The organism is Bacillus sp. S10(2024) (genome assembly GCF_050473865.1).
In the GTDB taxonomy this organism is placed as follows: Bacteria; Bacillota; Bacilli; order Bacillales; family Bacillaceae_G; genus Bacillus_A.
The window spans coordinates 3,824,296-3,846,171 of sequence record NZ_JBFLUR010000002.1; the positions used below are offsets into that span (position 1 = coordinate 3,824,296).

The following is a 21,876-nucleotide window of genomic DNA, read 5'->3' on the forward strand; positions in this document are numbered from 1 at the left end:
TTATTAATGGAATTAACCCACCTAAAAATGATAAAACTGCAATTGCGATTGTCATAATAATTCCTCCTCTAATATTTTTTGAAAATTAAGAATTTTGTATTTTTAGTATATTATAGATTTGAAAATATGACAATATGTTTTTTTAAAATTGTATATCATCATAGTTTTTATCTACTCGAATTACGCAATGGTACTATTAAATTTTTGGAAGAAGAAATCCCGCCTTTTTTATCCCGCTATTCGTGGGCGAGCCGCTTTCGCTTTTCCTTGTTGTCCAGCTCTAGCGGCTAGAGTGTTCGGTGGCTTCGCTTCTTCCTACGAGGTAAAGAACACCTCTACGTCAGAAGCTCCATCCCCCTCACATTCTGGGCGAGCCGCTTTCGCTTTTCCTTGTTGTCCAACTCTAGCGGCTAGAGTGTTCGGTGGGAGATAAACTGCTGGCATGCACCCAATTGGTGAGGGCTGATTAAATTTTCACTTTATCGTGTGTCTATTATTTAATGAATTACAAATGATTGGATAAACCTGTGCATAACATAATTGTACGGGACAATTTTAAATTCGATAAGGGGGCCTGTTATGTTTCATAAGTTCAAACGTTTCTTTGCCTTGTTAACTGTTTTTATTTTGATTTCTTGCTCTTTTCCTATTTCATCTGCTTTTGCTAGTTCTGTGCAACTATCTGGGGGGATTTTTCCACCGTCAGAATCGTTTACTCCTGGGAGTTGGTTTTTAGGGGCAACTCCTGAGAATAGTTCGAATAAACCGCCTATCGTATTCGTTCAAGGGAAGAATGGAAACGCTAAGGATTGGTATGGTGAAACTGTTTATCATGGTATGAACGATATGTATAATTATGCTTATAAGGCAGGATATCAAACTGTTTTTATCCAGTTATATGATGCGGCTGGAAAAGGTTCAGCGAGTGAGTGGGATAATGGGCGTTTGCTCGCTTCTATGCTGGAGGAAATCTATAATCATTTTGGGAGGAAAGTGAATATTGTTGCCCATAGTAAAGGTGGACCAGATACGCAAGCGGCGCTTATTCATTACGGTGCCAACCGTTTTGTTGGAAATGTAGTGACGCTTGCCTCGCCGCATTATGGATCGAATCTAGCAGATTTAGCATATAGTTGGTGGGCAGGCTGGCTTGCTTCTTTGCTAGGACAACAGGATGCGGGTACGTACTCTTTGCAGACAGGGGAAATGGCACAGTTTCGTAATATAACAGATAGTAATCCAAACGCTAAGTTGAACCGTTATTATACAGTGGCGGGAACAAGTTGGGGACCGGCCTTTTCTGCATTGTCTGTGGGTGGATTTTATCTTTCCTGGTATGGTGGGAATGATGGGTTAGTTAACGAATGGAGTACGAAGCTGCCTTATGGAAAACATTTATTCACAGATTCTAGTCTCGATCATGATAGCATTCGAATGGGATCAGCTGTATTTTCACGGATTGAGCCTTATTTGCGTGGTACTTCACCATCTCCTTCTATCGTAAACGAAAATATATTTGAAGAATCACAAAAAAGCCTGGCTGCTAATGCGAATCAAACGGTAGTTGGAGGGGAACTCCCATCAAATAGCTGGGTGGAACAAACTTTTGCAGTGGATACTGTAACAGATGGAAGTATTTCTGTATTGACTGCAAATCCAAATGCACAAATACAACTTATTGCTCCATCTGGTAAGGTGTACACAAATCAAAGCAGCAAAGCAGCGATTGGAGAAGAATATGCTTATTTTAACGGAGCGACGATTCGAACATTCCAAGTAGATCAAATGGAAGAAGGCGAGTGGCGCTTGAAAATGATGTCAGAGAAAAAGGACGATGCGTATTTGATGCTTGCGAATTATAAACAAGCTGCGCCGTTTACATTAGAAATGCCTGGTAAAGTGAAACAAAACAAAGCAGAATTTAAGTTAACAAAATATCAAAAGCGTTCCTTAAAGCAAGAAAACGTATCCTTTGATGTGCACGTTGTAGATCGGGACGGGAAGTTAGTTTCACAATCTAATACGTTGCAAAAAGAAGATACAGCTACATTCACTGGGAAGTTGCCGAATGTTGAAAAATCAGGTGTGTATAACGTAACGATCGATATTAAAGGGAAAAATAAAGAAGGAAAAGCATATACGCGGACGATTGTGCGTTCTGTGTATATTGAGAAATAGTATATGTCGAAAGGTACAATAAAAAGACGATAAGTCTTCTTTGACTTTCCATTTTCCAATTCGTTATAGTCAAAGTAGGGGGCAGATGCCTTTATTTTAAGATTGAAGGGAATGGAACGATCATGCAAGGAAAAGTAAAATGGTTTAATTCAGAAAAAGGTTTTGGGTTTATCGAGCGCGATGGCGGAGATGATGTTTTTGTTCATTTTTCTGCGATTCAGGACGATGGATATAAAACGTTAGAAGAAGGACAAAATGTGAAATTTGAGATTGTAGACGGTGCGCGTGGTCCGCAAGCGGCAAACGTTGTAAAGTTGTAATCATTTTATCAGAGAAAAATGGTGCGCCATAAGGACCAACGTTTCACATAAGAGAACCTCCGTTGCATAGCTAACGGAGGTTTTATCATAAAGAAAGCGTTGTCAAGAAGTTGTAGCAATTTTGTAACTAATTCTTCACACCTACATACAGTAAGTAAGATGTGAATAGGATAAAATAAGGGTAGGAAAGATAATACATTTTCTTTTCTACAAAAATCGATAAAAAATATCGATTTTATCAAAATTTTTTAAAATGTAGGAAGGGTTTTTGATACCTTTGTCGAAAACCTTATACATAGGCTTGAAAGGAGGAGTTCATCTATGAAATTCAACATTCGCGGTGAAAATATTGAAGTAACTCCAGCATTAAAGGAATATGTAGAGAAAAAGTTAAGTAAGTTAGAACGCTATTTCGATACTTTTCCAGAAATTAAGGTAAACTTAAAAGTATACTCTGACAAGCAAAGGGTGGAAGTAACAATCCCGTTTCCAGATTTATTACTTCGCGCTGAAGAAACAAATAGCGATATGTACGCTGCTATTGATTTAGTAGTAGATAAACTGGAAAGACAAATTCGTAAACATAAAACAAAAGTAAACCGTAAGTTACGTGAAAAAGGCTCTGTAAAAGCAATGTTGATTCTTCCAGATCAATCAGCTGTGCAAGAAGAGGTTGCTGAAGATGAATTAGAGCTTGTCCGTACAAAACGATTTGACTTAAAACCAATGGATGTAGAAGAAGCGATTTTACAAATGGATATGTTAGGTCATAACTTCTTCGTCTTTACAAATTCAGAAACAAATGAAACAAATGTTGTATATGGCCGTAAAGATGGAAAATATGGTTTAATCGAAACTAAATAATAATATAACAGAAAACGCAGCTGTCATGGCTGCGTTTTTTTAGGTTGTATAGGAATGTGAGCAGATTGTTGTTTTACTTTTCTATAGATGTATAGATGCATTTGGCAGATTGTTGTCATACATACAAAACAAGTGTTACAATTGTCAGTAGGTTTACACTTTTTTAGTAGGCGAAACAATTCTATTTTTTTATACAAACATGAAATTGAGTTTTATAGCTACCAACCAGTGAAAAGAAGACAGCCACTGATGGGAGTTTTATTTTAATAAAAGAGGAGCGTATTCTCATGATCGGTATTTTAAAAAAGGTGTTTGATACAAATGAACGTCAAGTAAAACGTATGCAAAAAACCGTGGATAAAATAGAAGCATTAGCAGATCAAATGTCACCACTGACAGATGAACAGTTAAAAGGAAAAACAGTAGAGTTTAAAGAGAGACTAACAAAAGGTGAAACAGTAGATGATTTGTTGCCAGAAGCTTTTGCTGTTGTGCGTGAAGCGGCAACACGTGTACTTGGTATGCGTCCATACCCTGTTCAGTTAATGGGTGGTATTGCCCTGCATGAGGGAAATATCTCTGAGATGAAAACAGGGGAAGGTAAAACGTTAACTTCTACTTTACCAGTATACTTAAATGCTCTTACTGGAAAGGGTGTTCACGTTGTTACGGTCAATGAATATTTAGCACAGCGTGACGCAGGTGAAATGGGACAACTACATGAGTTCCTTGGGTTAACAGTTGGTATCAATTTAAACCATATGTCACGAGAAGAGAAGCAAGCTGCGTATGCTGCTGATATTACGTACAGTACGAATAATGAACTTGGATTTGACTACTTACGTGATAACATGGTGCTTTATAAAGAGCAGTGTGTACAGCGTCCACTGCACTTTGCCATCATCGATGAGGTAGACTCTATTTTAATTGACGAAGCACGTACACCGCTAATCATTTCTGGACAAGCGCAAAAATCTGCAGAATTATATATATTTGCCAATGCATTTGTGCGTACGTTAACAAATGAAAAAGAATATACGTTTGATGTGAAAACGAAAAATGTTATGTTGACAGAAGAAGGGATTAACAAGGCAGAAAAATCGTTCCACATTGAAAACTTATTTGATTTAAAACATGTAGCGCTTCTTCACCATATTAATCAAGCGCTTCGTGCTCACGTTGTTATGCAGCGTGATACAGATTATGTTGTGCAAGAAGGCGAAATCGTAATTGTTGACCAATTTACAGGTCGTCTTATGAAAGGTCGTCGCTACAGCGAAGGATTGCATCAAGCGATTGAGGCAAAAGAAGGCGTAGAAATTCAAAATGAAAGTATGACACTTGCAACGATTACATTCCAAAACTACTTCCGTATGTATGAGAAGCTTTCTGGTATGACAGGTACAGCGAAAACAGAGGAAGAAGAATTCCGTAACATCTATAACATGCATGTTATTGTGATTCCAACGAATAAGCCGATTATTCGTGATGACCGTGCAGATTTAATTTTCAAAACGATGGAAGGGAAATTTAATGCTGTTGTAAACGATATTGTTGAGCGTCATAAAAATGGACAACCTGTTCTTGTTGGTACAGTAGCAATTGAAACATCTGAGTTGATTTCGAAGATGTTAACGAGAAAAGGTGTACGTCATAATGTCTTAAATGCGAAAAACCATGCACGTGAAGCAGAAATTGTTGCTGAAGCAGGTCATCAAGGTGCGGTGACAATCGCGACAAACATGGCTGGTCGTGGTACGGATATTAAACTTGCAGACGGCGTACGTGAAGTCGGTGGTTTAGCGGTTATCGGTACAGAGCGTCATGAAAGCCGACGCATCGATAATCAGCTGCGCGGTCGTTCTGGACGTCAAGGAGATGCGGGTGTAACGCAGTTCTACCTATCAATGGAGGATGAACTGATGCGTCGTTTTGGTGCTGACAATATGAAAGCGATGATGGATCGTTTAGGTATGGATGATTCACAACCAATCGAAAGTAAAATGGTATCTCGCGCTGTTGAATCTGCACAAAAACGAGTAGAAGGTAATAACTACGATGCGCGTAAACAGCTTCTTCAATACGACGATGTACTTCGTCAGCAGCGTGAAGTTATTTACAAGCAACGTCAAGATGTAATGGAATCAGAGAACCTGCGCGGTATTATTGAAGGAATGATGCATTCTACAGTAGAGCGTATGGTAGCTCTTCATACGCAAGAGGAATTAGAAGAAGAGTGGAACATTGCTGGTCTTGTTGAGTACTTAAATGCAACTCTTCTACAAGACGGTGATGTGAAAGAAGAAGAATTACGCCGCTTAGCGCCAGAAGAAATGATCGATAGCATCTTTGCGAAAGTGAAAGCACGCTACGACGAGAAGGAAACGCAAATGCCAGAAGCACAAATACGTGAATTTGAAAAAGTAGTTGTATTCCGCGTTGTAGACACGAAATGGATGGATCACATCGATGCAATGGATCACTTACGTGAAGGTATTCATTTACGCGCGTACGGTCAAATTGATCCACTTCGTGAATATCAAATGGAAGGTTTTGCGATGTTTGAAGCGATGATTGCTTCTATTGAAGAAGAAATTTCTCGTTACATCCTAAAGGCGGAAATTGAACAAAACTTAGAACGTCAAGAAGTAGCGCAAGGGGAAGCAGTTCACCCGAAAGATGGCGACGAACTTGCAAAGAAGAAACCAGTCGTAAAAAGTGACCAAACAGGCCGCAACGACTTATGTACATGTGGCAGCGGGAAAAAATACAAAAACTGCTGTGGAATCGGGCAATAATAAAGAAAAGCGGAGCCGATTGTTTTTCTCATGAATGGAATTTTTTAATAAACATTCATATAATAACAAGAGATGAACTCTCTCTCGCAAAAGCAGAGAGAGTTTGCCTTGTTGCTAGGATAAAGTATTGAAGGGCTTACCACTCTTTCATATGGGATAAGTGAAGTAATTACATAGAGGTGACAAAAATGGAATTAGTAGAAATTAGGCAAGAACTAGAGAAAATGGCTAAGAGATTAGCGGCGTTTAGGGGGTCTCTTTGACCTCGCTGGAAAAGAAAAGCGAATCGCAGAACTAGAAGAAATTATGATGGGTGCAAGCTTTTGGGATGATCAAAAGAGTGCGCAAACAGTCATTAATGAAGCGAATGCTTTAAAAGATATGGTTGGTAAGTTTAACACGCTTAACGAAACGTTTGAAAATCTAGAAGTAACGCATGAACTTGTAAAAGAAGAATACGATGAAGAATTGCATGCAGAGCTTGAAGTTGAAGTGAAAACTTTATCCGCAGATATGAACGAATACGAACTTCAATTATTACTAAATGAAGAACACGACAAGAATAATGCTATTTTAGAGTTGCATCCAGGTGCAGGCGGAACAGAATCACAAGATTGGGGTTCTATGCTGCTTCGTATGTATACGCGCTGGGCGGAAAAACGCGGCTTTAAAGTTGAAACGTTAGATTATCTTCCTGGAGATGAAGCTGGGATTAAAAGTGTTACATTATTAATTAAAGGGCATAATGCTTACGGTTATTTAAAAGCAGAAAAAGGCGTACACCGTCTTGTACGTATTTCACCATTCGATTCATCTGGCCGTCGTCATACATCTTTCGTATCTTGTGAAGTGGTACCAGAGTTTAACGATGATATTGAAATTGAAATACGTACAGAGGATTTGAAAATAGATACGTACCGTGCAAGTGGTGCGGGTGGGCAGCATATTAATACGACGGACTCAGCAGTTCGTATTACACATATTCCAACAAATGTTGTCGTAACATGTCAATCTGAGCGTTCACAAATTAAAAACCGTGAGCATGCAATGAAAATGTTGAAAGCGAAACTGTACCAACAAAAATTAGACGAACAACAAGCTGAGCTTGATGAAATTCGTGGTGAGCAAAAAGAAATTGGATGGGGAAGTCAAATTCGTTCATACGTATTCCATCCATACTCTCTTGTAAAAGATCATCGTACAAATACAGAAATCGGGAATGTGCAAGCAGTTATGGACGGAGAAATTGATGCATTTATTGATGCATATTTACGTTCTCGTATTTCGTAAATAAAAAAATGCCAACAGGGCGTTGGCGCATACGTGAGAAAGTGCGAAGTATACCTTCTATACTAGAGGGAGAGAAAGAGGAGAGAAGTTGCATCGCAACTTCTCTTTTTGGTGGGTGTAGTTGTAGCATACAAGCTGTATACTACTTTGTAAAAAGTAGAAAATAACAAAATGCTGCATGTGATAGAACAAAAAATAGAGTGTATTTTGGATTTTTGATACGATATAAATACAATTTGAAAAATCGACATAAAAACCTTTTCTTTTTAGGCGGGGGGAGCACCTGCCGTGCTTTATTCTGTATAGCGGCGATTTATATATTGGGAAATCGAAATGAACTTATACAGAAAACATTTATTTTTTGTATTTTATCATTTGTTCACGAAATTGAAACAATTACTAAAAAGCCTTGAGTCTGCAAGAGATCATCTTTGTTTAGGGTAATATTGGTTGTGCAGGTAAGTTTTGAATTTGCAGGAAAATCATTATAATGCTATTGAGGGATCAATTAATAGTGGGGAGAGATATAGATGAAGAAAAAATTATTGACGATTGTATTAGGCGCATCGTTAGCCCTTACAGTAGGAGCGTGTGGAAAAAAGGAAGAAAGTAAACCTTCAAGTCCTGGCCAAGAAGCAAGTGCTGATAGTGCTGAGAAGATATTTCAAAAAAGCTGTGCAGGGTGCCACGGTAATGACTTACAAGGATTATCTGGACCAGCGTTACAAAAAGTAGGCGGAAAGTACGAGAAAGAAGATATTGAAAAAATTATCACGAAAGGCCGCGGTGCGATGCCAGCTGGTCTAATTCAAGGCGAAGATGCGAAAAAAGTAGCAGAATGGCTAGCTGAGAAGAAGTAAAATAGAAAAGCGTAGGTGGCTCGATCAGAATGAGAGGGGGATGGAGCTCCTGACAGAGAGGCGTATTGTGCCTCGGAGGCAGGGCCGAATAACTTAGAATCTCTTCATGAAATGCCAACAAATAAGACCTTTTTGTATGACAACAGAAGGTCTTGTTTGTTTGTGTTATGTCTTATATTTCGTACCGTGTAACATAACTGTAACAAACTTGTATCCGAATTTAAAACCGAATAATGGTACAATATAGGACGTAGTGCCTTTTTGTAGAATTTTGCAGAAAAAGTTTTACATATTTAGAAGATGCAATTGTGAAAGACATGAAAGCGACCGAAGATTTTAGCAACTATAGTTAAACATCGAAGAATAAAAAGTGTCGAAAAAATCATTAGTATTGGGTGATAAATAATGATAACAATGACGAATGTTTATAAGGAGTATCCAAATGGCATGAAAGCCGTTGATGGACTCACAGTAAAAATTAAGCAAGGTGAATTCGTGTATGTAGTAGGACCGAGTGGAGCCGGGAAATCTACATTTATTAAAATGATGTATCGTGAAGAAAAACCAACTACAGGATCTATCAATGTAAATGGTTTAGTAATTGAATCTTTAGCAGAGCGTGACGTACCATATTTTCGTCGTCAGCTAGGCGTAATTTTCCAAGATTTTAAGTTGCTTCCGAAGTTAACTGTATATGAGAATGTTGCGTTTGCTTTAGAAGTTATCGAAGAAGAACGTGACGTGATTCGTGAGCGCGTTATGGAAGTATTAAGTCTTGTGGGTCTTGAAGAGCGTTCTGATTCATTGCCAAGTGAGCTTTCTGGTGGGGAACAACAACGTATTGCAATCGCAAGAGCAATCGTGAATCGTCCGAAAGTTGTAATTGCCGATGAACCAACAGGTAACCTTGATATGGATACAGCGATGGATATTATGAATATATTTAAACGCATTAATGAACGCGGTACAACAATTATTATGGCGACGCATAATGCGGATATTGTAAATACAATTCGTCATCGTGTAATTGCAATTGAAGGTGGAAAAATTGTTCGAGACGAGATTGAGGGAGGATACGGATATGAAGACTAAAACCCTTAGTCGCCATTTACGAGAAGGTGTCAAAAATTTATCCCGTAACGGATGGATGACATTTGCCTCTGTAAGTGCAGTAACAGTTACATTACTACTAGTAGGTGTCTTTTTAACAGCGATTATGAATATGAACCATGTTGCGACGAAAGTAGAGCAAGATGTAGAAATTCGTGTACACATTGATCCAGCAGCTAAGAAAGAGGATCAAAAAAAATTAAAAGAAGATATTTCAAAGATTTCGAAAGTCGATTCTGTTAAGTATTCTTCTAAAGACGAAGAACTTAAAAAATTGATTAAAAGTTTAGGCGATAGCGGAAAATCATTCGAGCTATTTGAGCAAGATAACCCGTTAAAAGATGTATATGTTGTAAAAGCGAAAGAACCAACTGATACAGCTGTTATTGCAAAGAAAATTGCAAAAATGTCATTTGTAAATAAAGTACAGTACGGACAAGGTGAAGTAGAAAAATTATTTGATACGGTAAAAACTGGCCGTAATATTGGGATTATCTTAATTGCTGGTCTATTGTTCACAGCAATGTTCTTAATCTCTAATACAATTAAAATTACAATCTATGCACGAAGCACTGAAATTGAAATTATGAAACTTGTTGGGGCAACAAACTGGTTTATTCGTTGGCCATTCTTATTAGAAGGATTATTCCTAGGGGCACTAGGTTCAATCATTCCAATTATTATGATTTTGACTTCATATAATTCGCTTCAATCTATGTTTAATGAGAAATTTGCAGGGACAATTTTCGAATTGCTTCCATATAGCCCGTTCGTTTTCGAGCTATCCGCATTGTTAATGCTAATCGGTGCATTAATTGGTATGTGGGGAAGCGTTATGTCAATCCGTCGTTTCTTAAAAATATAAAGTGTAAAAAGTTGCAAACATATTTCGTACAAGCTTATCATATAGTAGAAATAGTTAAAGGCATCGCACAGTGTGTGATGCCTTTTCATACACCATTGTGTGTTCGGAAAGGGGAATTCCGCATTGAAACGTAGAGTTGCGATTATAGGAATGGTTGTAGCGTTTTTCATTGGCGCTGGCGGAATGTTTGCGGGTATATATTGGTTTGGTGGACCTTATATCGCGCAATCTATTACAGGGAAAGATGCCAATGTAAAACAAGCGGATTTGGATAAAATCCGCGAAGCGTATGCATTAATTGATTCACGTTATGTTGAGGAAGTGAAGGATGACAAGTTAGTTGAAGGAGCTATTCAAGGGATGCTTGCAACGTTGAAAGATCCATACTCTACATACATGGATAAGAAAACAGCGACGCAATTTGAGCAATCGCTTGATCCGGAGCTAGAAGGAATCGGTGCTGAAGTTAATAAAACGGATGAGAAATTAATTATTGTGTCACCGATTAAAGATTCGCCTGCAGAAAAGGCAGGTCTGAAACCGAACGATCAAATTTTAACAGTTGATGGAAATGGTGTGAAAGACTTATCACGCGAGGAAGCAGTTATGAAAATTCGCGGAAAAAAGGGGACAACAGTTACGCTTGAAGTGAAGCGTTCAGGAGTTACGGATCCGTTAACATTTAAAATTAAGCGTGATAAAATTCCGATTTTCACTGTATTTAGTTCTGTGAAGAAAGAGAATGGAAAGGATATTGGATATATACAAATTACCTCATTCTCTGAAAAAACAGCGAAAGAATTTAAAGATCAGTTGAAAGGGCTTGAAAAGAAAAATATACAAGGGCTTGTTATTGATGTACGCGGAAATCCAGGCGGTTATTTAACAAGTGTTGAAGACATTTTAAAAGAGATTATGACAGATAAAAAGCCAATGCTTCAAGTAGAACAGCGAAATGGTGAGAAGCAAAAGTTCTACACATCTTTAAAAGAGAGAAAATCGTATCCAATTTCTGTATTAGTTGATAAGGGCAGCGCCTCTGCTTCTGAAATTTTAGCAGGAGCGTTGAAAGAAGGAGAAAGCTATCCTCTTATTGGTGAGAAAACATTTGGAAAAGGTACTGTTCAGCAAGCTGTACCGTTTACAGATGGCAGCAATATTAAACTGACAATGTTTAAATGGCTAACACCAGAAGGCAATTGGATTCATAAAAAAGGAATTGAGCCGACGGTTGAAGTAAAGCAGCCTGATTACTATTATGCAACACCAATTCAAATTGAAAAAACGTTGTCTTACAATGATAACGATGAGCAAGTGAAGCATGCACAAGAGATGTTAAAGAGTCTTGGGTATGAGCCAGGTCGTGAAGATGGCTACTTTAGTAAAGAAACAGAAGCGGCTGTGAAAGCATTCCAAAATGCAAGCAGTATGGATGCAACGGGTAAACTTGATAAAAAGACAGCAGAGACAATCCAGAATAAGATTGTTGAAAAAATCCGTTCTGGTGAAAATGATCTACAGCTTCAAACAGCACTGAAATTAATGGCGAAATAAGAAAAACTGCCGGGAAAATCCCGGCAGTTTTTCTATATTTTGATGTGATAAGTATAATGTTCTGTATATTTTTTAGGTATTAAACAAACGTTTGATTAATTATGATAAGATAAAATGAAACAGAGTAAATCTTGCATAAGGTAATGTGTACGGGAAGAAATGAAATATCTTAAAAATGGTGGTGAATCGTTTCGTGGAGAGTTGGTTATCAGAAATTATGAAGGCAATCGTGCGTTTTTTAACGCATCCGGCTTTGTATGTTTTCTTTATAAGTAGTTTTTTTGTTGGATATTTACGAGTATTACGAGAACGGAAAGATTTTTCCTTTAAGGTGTATGATGTTTGGTATGAACTACGTACGTCGATATTTTCAGGAATTGGTTTAGGAATCATTTTATCACTGATTACAGTTGGAACAGGACTGATTGTATCACAAGCAAGTGTGATTATAATGGCGATTTGGACGGTATCGCTTGCTATCATTGCTCAGTATAGATGCTTATCACCTGCATATACGTTAGGAGTTGCCATTGCAGCAGCGGTATTATCTTCGAAAATTCCATTCTCTTTCTTACAACTCCAAGAAGGAGAAGAGAGTAGCGTTGTATCATTAGCAATTTTACTTGGGCTAATGTTAGTTGTAGAAGGTTTACTCATTTCTAAGAATGCTGCAAACTATTCAACTCCGAAATTGCGAAAAGGAAAACGCAGTTTAAATATTGGACTCCATGAATCAAATAGATTATGGTTAGTGCCGTTATTCGTTCTTATACCAGGTGATGCTTTAACTAAGTTTGTATACTGGTGGCCGGTGGTCTCTGTTGGATCACAAAAGTTTTCCTTATTCTTAATCCCGTTCATAATTGGATTTACGAGAAAAATTAAAAGCTTTGAGCCAAAGGGCGCATTGTTATTTACAGGACGCCGCGTATTTGGACTAGCTGCAGTTGTCCTTTTATTAGGAATAGCGAGTTATTGGTGGCATACATTAGCAATTGTAGCTATGGGAGCAGCGATGCTTGGGCGATTGACAATTGCTGTACAAGAGCGTTTGGAAGATGAAAAGCGCCCCGCATACTTTTCTTCTCGCGATAATGGCCTGGTTGTACTAGGCACAATTCCAGGTACAGCCGGAGAAGAGCTAGATTTGAAACCAGGGGAAATCATTGTGAAAGTGAATGGAATCGTTCCAACAACTGCAGATGAGTTCTACAATGCACTGCAATTAAGAACAACAGGTGCTTTTTGTAAAATGGAAGTTCTTGATACGAACGGCGAGCTTCGCCTTGTACAACATGCAATTTATGAAGGAGAACATCACGAACTTGGGATTGTGTTTGTTGAGCAAGAACATAAGTGGGATGTGGACGTTATATAACTGTATTTTTTCGTAATTAATTGTTTTTATGGAATGAACTGAATGTCTTTTTGATTATTTAAAAAGGATGGAATTCATTTCTTGAGGAAGACACTGAAATGATAAATTGTTCATTATATTTAGACATAGAATAAGTTTGATTTTTATTACAACGAATCGAATAGACATATAGAGAAAGGTAATGGAGTAATTTTACCTTTCTCTTTTTTATACCATGAAGGAAGAGGTGCTATAAAAAGATTATGAAACATTTCTTCATCTAATAGGAGTAAAGGGTTAGAAGTATATATAAAGTTTTAGCTTTTTGAATTGTTTACAAATGTAATTTTTATAAATTTTTTAGTTAATATCTTTAAAATAGATAATTTTGTAGGTATCATTCAAGACAAATTCCAAAATCTTTTACATTTAACTTAATATGTTCTATAAACTCGGTAGCATTTTGAGATTCAAATATAAAAAGTGCTTTTTTAAAAATAGGTATTGCCTTATCCTTTTTGTTCAGGAAACAAAGATTATATGCCTTTTGGTAGTACAATTCTCCTAGAAGATATAACGATTCTATCTTTATACATTGTTTTATTCCTTGTTCTGTATAAAATAAAGATTTTTTGTAGTTTTGAGAAAGGGTTAAAGTACGAGCTAACCCATAAATAACTCTAATTTGAATATGATTCTTGTCCTTTAAAGGGGTATGTGTAATTGAGTTTAACAGCTTCGTATAAATAGATATTGCCATGTTATATTCCTGGCACTCGCAATGAATGATAGCGATACTATTTAGAATTTCAATCTCTCTTCCTTTTAACCATACTTCATTATGAAGGGTTAAGTATAATGCATGATTTAATAATTCCAAAGCTTTTTCTTTATCCTTGTATAGATGATATATACATATTCCCTCATGCCATAATAAAAATTGCTGTGCCTCAATTGTTTTAAAAGTATCTTGTTTTTTTTCTGTCTGAACTATATTATAAACTTCAGCATAATTACGTTTTCGAATTAAAAGTCTAATTATTGATATAGCATCTTCTATATAGGCACTCGTATATTCCTCCTCAAAAAAGCACTCCATAGAAATACCTAAACGTTTTGCAAGTTCATATAGAATGATGCTAGACGGAATTTCAGTTCCTTTCTCTAATTTACTGATTTGCGCTTGTGTACAAATTCCTTTAGCAAGTTCTGCTTGGGTATAACTGTTTAATATACGGTACTTTTTAATTATCTTTCCTACACTTTCTGTATTCATAAGTTTCACCCCTATAAAATATTCCTATAATTATAATTTTAGTGTTAATTCGTGAAATAAAAGGAAAAACCCACATCAAAAAGTCTAGTTTTACCAAAAAACAGAAAAAATAGATCTCTTCGATTATATTATAATGAAAAAAGGTAAAACTTAGGAGGGATTATATTGAGAAAATATTTTCAAATGGCTCTTTTTCTTGTTTTAACAGGTTCTATTTTGGCTACAAATGTTAATCAAAATAAATATGCGGCGGAAAAGCAAACAGTACCAGCTTATACGTTACCTGAACAACACTAATTAAAAGGAGAAACTGTAAACATGATAGAGAGCTTACAAATGATACCTATTGATAAAATACTTTTTCATGAACAACATCAAGAAAAGCGATTAGATAAAATAATTAGTAATATTGCGTCTGAAAAATTATTGATAAATCCACCAATTGTTATGATGACTAAATCAAATCAATATCTTATTTTAGATGGAGCGCATCGTACATTAGCATTACGAAAAAATAAATGTATGAATATTGCAGCTCAAATTGTTCATGAGGATCAAGTTAGTGTTAGTTCGTGGTTGCATCAAATTCCTAAAGATCAAAATATAATGGAGAAAATTCAGAGTTATTCCAATATATGTTTGCTCGAAGAACCATTGGATGGTAAGCATTACTTTATCAAAATGATCTTGGATGAGAAAAATTATTATCTGTATCCGAATGAAAATAGTACAAACTTAAATAATTTCCTTTTAATTTGGAAAGAAATCGTCGAGATGTATGCTGATATATGGGGATTTAAAAGATTAACAAAAGAAGAATATGCATGTAATTCTTCTACTATTACTTTTGAGTTTCCAGAACTATCAATTTCAGAAATATTATCAGTTGTTGAAAATAAAGAGGTGTTACCAGCAGGTGTGACAAGATTTATTTTACATTGTGGTAGATTGCTTAACTTGAACATTCCGATAAATATAATAAGAAGTCCTGAAGCATATGAGTATGATTGGAAAGAATTATTAGAAAATTGGAAAGAATCTTTGCGTTTATATACAGAACCTGTATATTTATGTGAAGTATAGTGAGGGATGTAGAGATGGAAAATATATTAAGTACAATTGGTAGGACACCGATTGTTCCTCTTAATAAAATTGTAAAAAATGATGAAGCAAAACTATATTTAAAGCTTGAGAGAATCAATCCTGGAGGTAGTGTAAAAGACAGACCGGCACTTTATATTATTGAAGAAGCAGAAAAACGTGGATGGTTAAAACCTGGAGGGACTATTATTGAGTCCTCTTCAGGTAATTTTGGGATTTCGCTTGCTATGATTGGTGCAGTTAAAGGTTATGAAGTGATAATTTTGGTTGATCCGAAGACAACAGAATCTAATATTGCGATGTTAAAGGCATATGGTGCAAAAGTAATTGTTGTAGATCAACAAGATGATACAGGATCTTATCATAAAACAAGAATTTCCTTAGCGAATCAACTCTATCAAGAAATTCCAAATTCATTTCGGCCTGATCAATGTTTTAATATGTTAAATAGTGAAGTGCATTATTTGAAAACAGCAGAAGAGTTATATAACCAGTTCGAAGGAAATATTAATAGTATTATTATTCCAGTAAGTACAGGCGGACAAATCGGAGGGTTTTCCCGTTATTTTAAAGAAAATGCGCCCCATATTAATATTATAGCAGTTGATGCGGTCGGTTCCTCTATATTTGGTGGCGAGTCTCATGCGTATTTATTACCTGGGATGGGATTAGGTTGGACGCCGACTAATATAGCTGACTTATCTTTAATTGATCAAGTATACAAAGTAGAAGATGATGATGCGTTTACGATGTGTCGAGTGCTTGGAAGAAAAGAAGGTATTTTATGTGGTGGTTCGACAGGGGCTTCCATGGTGGTAGCTTTACATCTTGCACAAAAGTTAAATGTGGGTGAAAATATCGTTTGTTTAGCTGCTGATAATGGAGAAAGGTATTTACACAGTATTTATAATGAGGACTGGCTAATTGAACGCTCGTTAACGACAGAAGTGAACATAGAAAAGATTAGAGAGAAAACAAAGCACCTTAAACCGTATAGTCTTAATCCGATTCAAAATGGTAACTATCGTCCGGATCTTGTAAAAGCATTAGGTGTGCCAGATACAACACTATTACCAGTATAAAGAAAGAATATAGCAGGGGGTAGAAAATAATGGAAGAGAAGATTTTTTATATTTTAGGTACTGATGAGGATGACTTAGATCATCAAGCATTATTTAATGAGCTTGAAAAGTTAGGGCGAAAAGGTGAACGAATACATCCGCATGACGTAACAACAAAATTCACAGAATCAGGAACTTCTTTTTTTGTAAATGGGAAAGAAATATATCCAGCTGCGGTATTAGGTTGGGTATATGAAGATTTATTAATTCCAGGGATGTATATATTAGAAGCACTTGAACGTTCTGGAATTCCTGTTATTAATTCAGCGAACACATTATTTTGTGGGCAAAATAAATATTTGAATAGCGAAGCACTACATAGAAATCACATTCCTCATGTACCTGTATTTTGTGGGTATGGATTTAAAGATGTAGAGTCGTTTTCAAGCGATTGGTCATTCCCGTTAGTTTTAAAGCCGATTGTAGGAGCTGGTGGTAAATCCGTTGTAAAAGTAGACACAATGGAAGAGTTAGAAAGATTAGTAGAGGAACTTGCAGGTTCACAAGAATATTATTATATTCAACCATATATTAATAAACCTTCTAGGGATATAAGAGTAACATGTGTTAATTACAAGGCAGTTCATGCCATATACAGATCCAGTACGAACAATTGGATAACAAATTTAGGCTTAGGTGGAAAAGCAGAAATGATAGAATTAACTCCAGAATTAGCTGAAATTGCTGAGCGAGCTAGTCGTAGTTTAAATGCTATGATTTCCGGAGTGGATATTGTTGAAGATATAGATAATGAATGTTATAGAGTAATCGAAGTGAATACATGTCCAAATTTTGAGTTGAAATCATTATTTGAGGATCCAGATACATCGGCTGAGGAAGCGTTAGCGGAATTTATGATTGAATATTCAGGCAAAAACACTTCGATGCATGTTTAGAAAGGAATGAACACTTTGAGTAATCTGAAAAATCTTCAAATTAATTGGACTGAACAATTAAAAATCCAAAGGGAATTAAATGAATTCTCTTTGGATTTACAATCTAAGTTGTTTGGTATCTCTTCAACGAATATTATTGGGGATCATCCAATGCAGCCTTTTGTTTTGTCGGAAAATTTGTACAAAGAGTTGGGGGATGTATCCGTTCAACTAGCAAAATTAATACTAGAGATACCAAAGAGGGTTTTTAACAACGATTATAATGAATTTTTTAAGAAACATAATATCTCATCTGATTTTCTAAATCGTTGCTGTACTGTGGGTATGAATGAAATTGAAAGTTATATGCCACCACTTATGAGGCCTGATGTTATTTTTACATCTCAGTTCGAGCCTAAATTTATAGAATTCAATATTTCAAGTGCAATAGGAAGTTTAACAGATATGCATATTACTTCACACCAATTTTCTCATATTGATGAAGGAGAAAATTCATTTTTTGAATCACCGTTAGATGGATTATACAATTATATTCAAAGCTTAGAGATCGAGCAGGAAAAAATAAGGTTTGCAATATGTGAATGGGGTGAAGAGAATCCTAGATATTTTTTAGAGATGGCTAGTTATTTAAATAAAAAAGGAATAGAAGCATTCTTTTGTAAACCGAAAGACTTAAAAGTTAACGATAATGGAATATATTTAGGGGAATCTAAAATTGATTACATTATGTGGGGATTTTGCTTTGATGAAGTAGAAAGTCGTTTTCAAGAAATTGAACATATTATAGAAGCTGCTAAGGACAAGAAGGTGAAAGTAATTGGTGATTTTATAGAGGAAATTTTTTGTGATAAAACTCTGCTATTATATTTGTCTGATGAAAGATTTGAAGATGCTTATACATCAGAAGAATGGGATTTATGCAAAACCTATATACCTTGGACAAGAATGCTAGAACCTCGCTCAACATCTTACCAAAATAAAAATATTGATTTAATTCAATTTGTTAAAGAAAATAAAAACAGTTTGATTTTAAAGCCGAAAGATTTATATGGGGGAAGAGGCATCTATGTAGGAGCTGATATGTCATATGATGATTGGCAAGAGATTGTTGAGAAGGCAGTCTATTCTAAAGAATATATTGTTCAAGAGTATTATGAAACACCTCAATTTGAATTAATGTGGTATAAAGATCGTAATCTTATTTTAGAAAAATCTAAAATCGTGTTAGGCCCTTTCATTATCGGTGAACAAATTGCGGGGTGTTCTGTAAGAGCGTCTACAATTACTTCAGGGAACGTAATTAACATTAAAAATGGAGCTAGTCATCTTCATACTGTCATTACAAAAGAGGTGTGATAAAAAGAACAATTACATTGTGTAGGATGATACATCGATATTTGGGGTGAGGAGGAGGCTATTTGAAAATAGGTTTTTTGAGTAAGGGTAGTAGAGATATTAATATTATAATACTAGGAAGTTTTTTGATAGGAATTGCTACCACTGCTATGATTCCTTATCTGTCTCTATATTTAAATAAGCATACAGATTATAATCTGTCTGTCATAGGAATTATTGTTAGTGTAGGTCCATTAGCGGCTGTGCTGGGTGGAGTTTTAGGTGGAGCAATGACTGATTTATTTGGTAGAAAGAAAATTATGGTTTATGCACTCACCCTAAATATTATCACTAGTTTATTATTTATTATAGCTGATAATGCCATTGTGTTTGCCTTTTTGAACTTTTTCGCAGGAATTTCAAGAATGGCATTTAATCCAGCTGCACAGTCTTTATTAACAGATTTATTACCAGAGGAAAAGCGAATTAAATATTTAAGTTATGATTATACTGCTTATAACGTTGGAACCGTTTTAGGAATGTTGTTAGGGTCTATCGTTATTCAATTTTCTATGGGAACAGTTTTTGCTTTTTCGGCTACTATTATGTTTGTTTTACAAATATTGGTGATGATTGGGGTGAAAGAAAATCCCAATATTGTATTAAAAGTCAATAAATCATCCAACTCTAAATTAGTAGAACAAATGAATGTATTAAGAAAAGATAAAGCATTAATGTGGATGTCATTAGGTGGAATATTGTTTAATTTAACCTTTTGTCAAATTACTACTACACTACCTATTTATTTAGAACAGGAATGGGGCAGTTTAGGGGTAAAGCATTACTCATTGCTTATTGTTATTAACTCTGTAATGGTAATAGTAATGCAAATATTTATTACGAATATGTTTGGAAAGAAGAATTCATATAAGGTGCTCATGTATGCATGTTTACTAGTTATGATAGGGTTTCTATCGATGAGTATCTTCAAAAGTTTTAATTTTTATATTGTTAGCATCATTTTGATTACCCTTGGGGAATTATTATCATTTGTGGGAGCACAAAATAGTTTGTTGTCTCTGTCGGATGAATCAAATAAAGGAGCCTATTTTGGAGCTTGGAGCATACGGCTAATTGGTGATTTTATGGGACCTAATATTGGCATGTTTATGTTAGGGAAATATTCTGGATCTATTCTGTTTATGGGAAGTTTCTTTTGTGTAATGGCTAGTTTATTTACCTATATTATTGCTTACAGGTCGGCAAAAAAACAAGAGGAAGTTAAAAGTCGCATTGCTTAAAGAGGAGGAAGATAATGAGTGTATTAATTATTAATAATTTTAGTAGAGCAAGGTACTCTGAGATGTTGCCAGAAATCAAAAATCAGTTAGTTGTTTTAAGTTATTGCGACTTAGAAGACTCGGATGAATTTTTGTATTTTGAGCGTATTTCATATTCACAGTTATCTTCGTATGTAGTTATTAGAGCTTTAGAATTATACGAACGTTATCAATTTGAAAGTGTTATTGCAGATGATGAGTATGACTTAATCAATGCTGGTTTAATAAGAGAAAAGTTAAATATTAAAGGGCAAACGGTAGAAAGTGCTATTGCCTTTAGAGATAAAGTTGTTATGAAAGATTATCTTTCAAAAAAGTTAAATGTTCCTCCATATAGAAGATTACATTCTGTCAAAGATCTATATGAGTTTATTGAACAATATAGTTATCCTGTTATTATCAAACCGATAGATCAAGGGGCTTCTAGAGGTATTTATGTACTATATAATAATGAAGATTTAAAAGATTTTTCTAAAATTTCATGGGAAACAAATTGGGAAGTAGAAAAATTTGTAGAAGGAGAAATGTATCATATTGATGCATTAGTTGAAGATGGGAATATTGTAACTTTGTCGGTTTCTAAATACTTAAATGGTTGTTTAGCTTTCCAAGATAATCAAAATTTAGGAAGTTATCAATTACATCCAAATGAGCTCATGTTCGATAGATTAAGGGAATTGTTTAAAGAGGTATTAGAAAATCTGCCGCATCCACCTGTAAGTGTATACCATTTAGAAGTATTTCATACAAATAAAGATGAATTTTTCGTTTGTGAAATTGCTAGTCGGATAGGTGGAGGATTAATTTCGAATTTGGTTCTAGAAACATATGGTATAGATTTAGGGGTATATTGGTTTAGAAGTATTTGTAATCTTCCGAATAATGAAGGGGAGAAAGAGTATATCGATACGGTGAAGGGTTTTATGTATATACCGCCAAGATATGGGACTCTTAAATCGGTGCCTAAAGATGTAGACTTTCCTTTTGTTACATCCTATAAAGTAGTTGCTAAACCGCTTCAAAAATATGATAAAGCAAGTAGAAGTATTGATAGAATTTGTGAAGTAGTTATTGAGGGAACTGACAGTAAAGATCTAGAAAACAAACTCATTCAATTAAGCGAATGGTTTGCAGATCAAATAAAGTGGGATATAGAATCAAATATTGAGACTGAACGTGCGGTTTTATAATTGTAACAAATACAACGGTCGCAATTTGCCGATTGATCTATTTATTAACAATGAATTATAGGGGTTATTTCCGAAATGTGGGTATATAGAGGGTGAGGGCTTTTTCAAGATAAAAAGAAAACGGATATTTACTATACATAGTAGATAGCCGTTTTCTTTTTGTTTTTGTATAATTAGTCGGTTTTTATTATTTATCTAAAGCAGAAATGCTCTTATCAACCTTGTATGACGAATAAATTTTATCTAATTAGTTTTGAAGTAGACTGTAATCTAAGAGAGAATATAACCTTTAGTTCAAAGAGTTTAAAAAAAGACTAAGTGGAACAGAAGAATATTTAGAAACAAAAAACAGTTGAAAAAATCTAGCTTAAAAGCAGGGATACTTTGGGGGATTTCAAATGTTTATTTTAAAAAATCTTAT

Annotated in this window: 18 protein-coding genes; 17 read left to right on the top strand and 1 reads right to left on the bottom strand. The window is 35.4% G+C overall.

Annotated features, from left to right (window positions below):
• Window positions 1-579: 579 nt before the first annotated feature.
• The 10 genes from AB1280_RS19430 (at window position 580) to AB1280_RS19475 (ending at window position 13,217) form a co-directional block, all read left to right on the top strand.
• On the top strand, window positions 580-2,178 hold the full coding sequence (locus AB1280_RS19430) for an esterase/lipase family protein (protein ID WP_429756712.1): 1,599 nt from the start codon (window positions 580-582) through the stop codon (window positions 2,176-2,178).
• 119 nt (window positions 2,179-2,297) lie between these two features.
• Window positions 2,298-2,498 (top strand): cold-shock protein, encoded by a 201-nt coding sequence (locus AB1280_RS19435; RefSeq protein ID WP_272189919.1) that lies wholly within the window; start codon window positions 2,298-2,300, stop codon window positions 2,496-2,498.
• A 321-nt stretch (window positions 2,499-2,819) separates the two neighbouring features.
• Entirely contained in the window at window positions 2,820-3,362 is a 543-nt protein-coding gene (hpf, locus tag AB1280_RS19440; RefSeq protein WP_272189755.1) for a ribosome hibernation-promoting factor, HPF/YfiA family, read from the top strand.
• A 287-nt stretch (window positions 3,363-3,649) separates the two neighbouring features.
• A complete protein-coding gene (gene secA / locus AB1280_RS19445) occupies window positions 3,650-6,160 on the top strand; it encodes a preprotein translocase subunit SecA (RefSeq protein WP_272189754.1) in 2,511 nt (836 codons plus the stop codon).
• Between the two features lie 188 nt (window positions 6,161-6,348).
• Window positions 6,349-7,450, top strand: a protein-coding gene (gene prfB / locus AB1280_RS19450) for a peptide chain release factor 2 (RefSeq protein WP_429756713.1) whose coding sequence is annotated in 2 segments (ribosomal slippage) — window positions 6,349-6,420 and window positions 6,422-7,450 — 1,101 coding nt in all. Because the reading frame shifts where the segments join, the coding sequence is not laid out codon by codon here.
• A 530-nt stretch (window positions 7,451-7,980) separates the two neighbouring features.
• On the top strand, window positions 7,981-8,310 hold the full coding sequence (cccB, locus tag AB1280_RS19455; RefSeq protein WP_429756714.1) for a cytochrome c551: 330 nt from the start codon (window positions 7,981-7,983) through the stop codon (window positions 8,308-8,310).
• 405 nt (window positions 8,311-8,715) lie between these two features.
• Window positions 8,716-9,402: a cell division ATP-binding protein FtsE gene (ftsE, locus tag AB1280_RS19460; protein ID WP_272189749.1), complete on the top strand. Its 687-nt coding sequence runs from the start codon at window positions 8,716-8,718 to the stop codon at window positions 9,400-9,402.
• Window positions 9,392-10,285, top strand: coding sequence for a permease-like cell division protein FtsX (gene ftsX, locus AB1280_RS19465; protein WP_272189748.1), 894 nt, complete (start codon window positions 9,392-9,394; stop codon window positions 10,283-10,285). The genes ftsE and ftsX overlap by 11 nt, the downstream gene beginning before the upstream one ends.
• Window positions 10,286-10,408: 123 nt before the next feature.
• Complete coding sequence (locus AB1280_RS19470; RefSeq protein ID WP_429756715.1) at window positions 10,409-11,839, top strand: S41 family peptidase; 1,431 nt, start codon at window positions 10,409-10,411, stop codon at window positions 11,837-11,839.
• A gap of 175 nt (window positions 11,840-12,014) precedes the next feature.
• A complete protein-coding gene (locus AB1280_RS19475; protein ID WP_429756716.1) occupies window positions 12,015-13,217 on the top strand; it encodes a PDZ domain-containing protein in 1,203 nt (400 codons plus the stop codon).
• Between the two features lie 376 nt (window positions 13,218-13,593).
• Here AB1280_RS19475 and AB1280_RS19480 read toward each other — a convergent pair whose 3' ends face one another.
• Window positions 13,594-14,472 (bottom strand): helix-turn-helix domain-containing protein, encoded by an 879-nt coding sequence (locus tag AB1280_RS19480; RefSeq protein ID WP_429756717.1) that lies wholly within the window; start codon window positions 14,470-14,472, stop codon window positions 13,594-13,596.
• A gap of 165 nt (window positions 14,473-14,637) precedes the next feature.
• Here AB1280_RS19480 and AB1280_RS19485 point away from each other — a divergent pair, with 165 nt between their 5' ends.
• The 7 genes from AB1280_RS19485 to AB1280_RS19515 all read left to right on the top strand — a co-directional run bounded on the left by AB1280_RS19485 (window position 14,638) and on the right by AB1280_RS19515 (window position 21,455).
• Complete coding sequence (locus AB1280_RS19485) at window positions 14,638-14,769, top strand: hypothetical protein (protein WP_272189744.1); 132 nt, start codon at window positions 14,638-14,640, stop codon at window positions 14,767-14,769.
• A 21-nt stretch (window positions 14,770-14,790) separates the two neighbouring features.
• On the top strand, window positions 14,791-15,555 hold the full coding sequence (locus AB1280_RS19490) for a ParB N-terminal domain-containing protein (RefSeq protein ID WP_429756718.1): 765 nt from the start codon (window positions 14,791-14,793) through the stop codon (window positions 15,553-15,555).
• 14 nt (window positions 15,556-15,569) lie between these two features.
• A complete protein-coding gene (locus tag AB1280_RS19495; RefSeq protein ID WP_429756719.1) occupies window positions 15,570-16,655 on the top strand; it encodes a PLP-dependent cysteine synthase family protein in 1,086 nt (361 codons plus the stop codon).
• A gap of 29 nt (window positions 16,656-16,684) precedes the next feature.
• A complete protein-coding gene (locus AB1280_RS19500) occupies window positions 16,685-17,590 on the top strand; it encodes an ATP-grasp domain-containing protein (RefSeq protein ID WP_272189741.1) in 906 nt (301 codons plus the stop codon).
• 15 nt (window positions 17,591-17,605) lie between these two features.
• A complete protein-coding gene (locus AB1280_RS19505) occupies window positions 17,606-18,946 on the top strand; it encodes a glutathionylspermidine synthase family protein (protein WP_272189740.1) in 1,341 nt (446 codons plus the stop codon).
• Window positions 18,947-19,008: 62 nt separating this feature from the next.
• Window positions 19,009-20,226: an MFS transporter gene (locus tag AB1280_RS19510; RefSeq protein WP_272189739.1), complete on the top strand. Its 1,218-nt coding sequence runs from the start codon at window positions 19,009-19,011 to the stop codon at window positions 20,224-20,226.
• A gap of 14 nt (window positions 20,227-20,240) precedes the next feature.
• A complete protein-coding gene (locus AB1280_RS19515) occupies window positions 20,241-21,455 on the top strand; it encodes an ATP-grasp domain-containing protein (protein ID WP_429756720.1) in 1,215 nt (404 codons plus the stop codon).
• The last annotated feature ends 421 nt before the right edge of the window (window positions 21,456-21,876 follow it).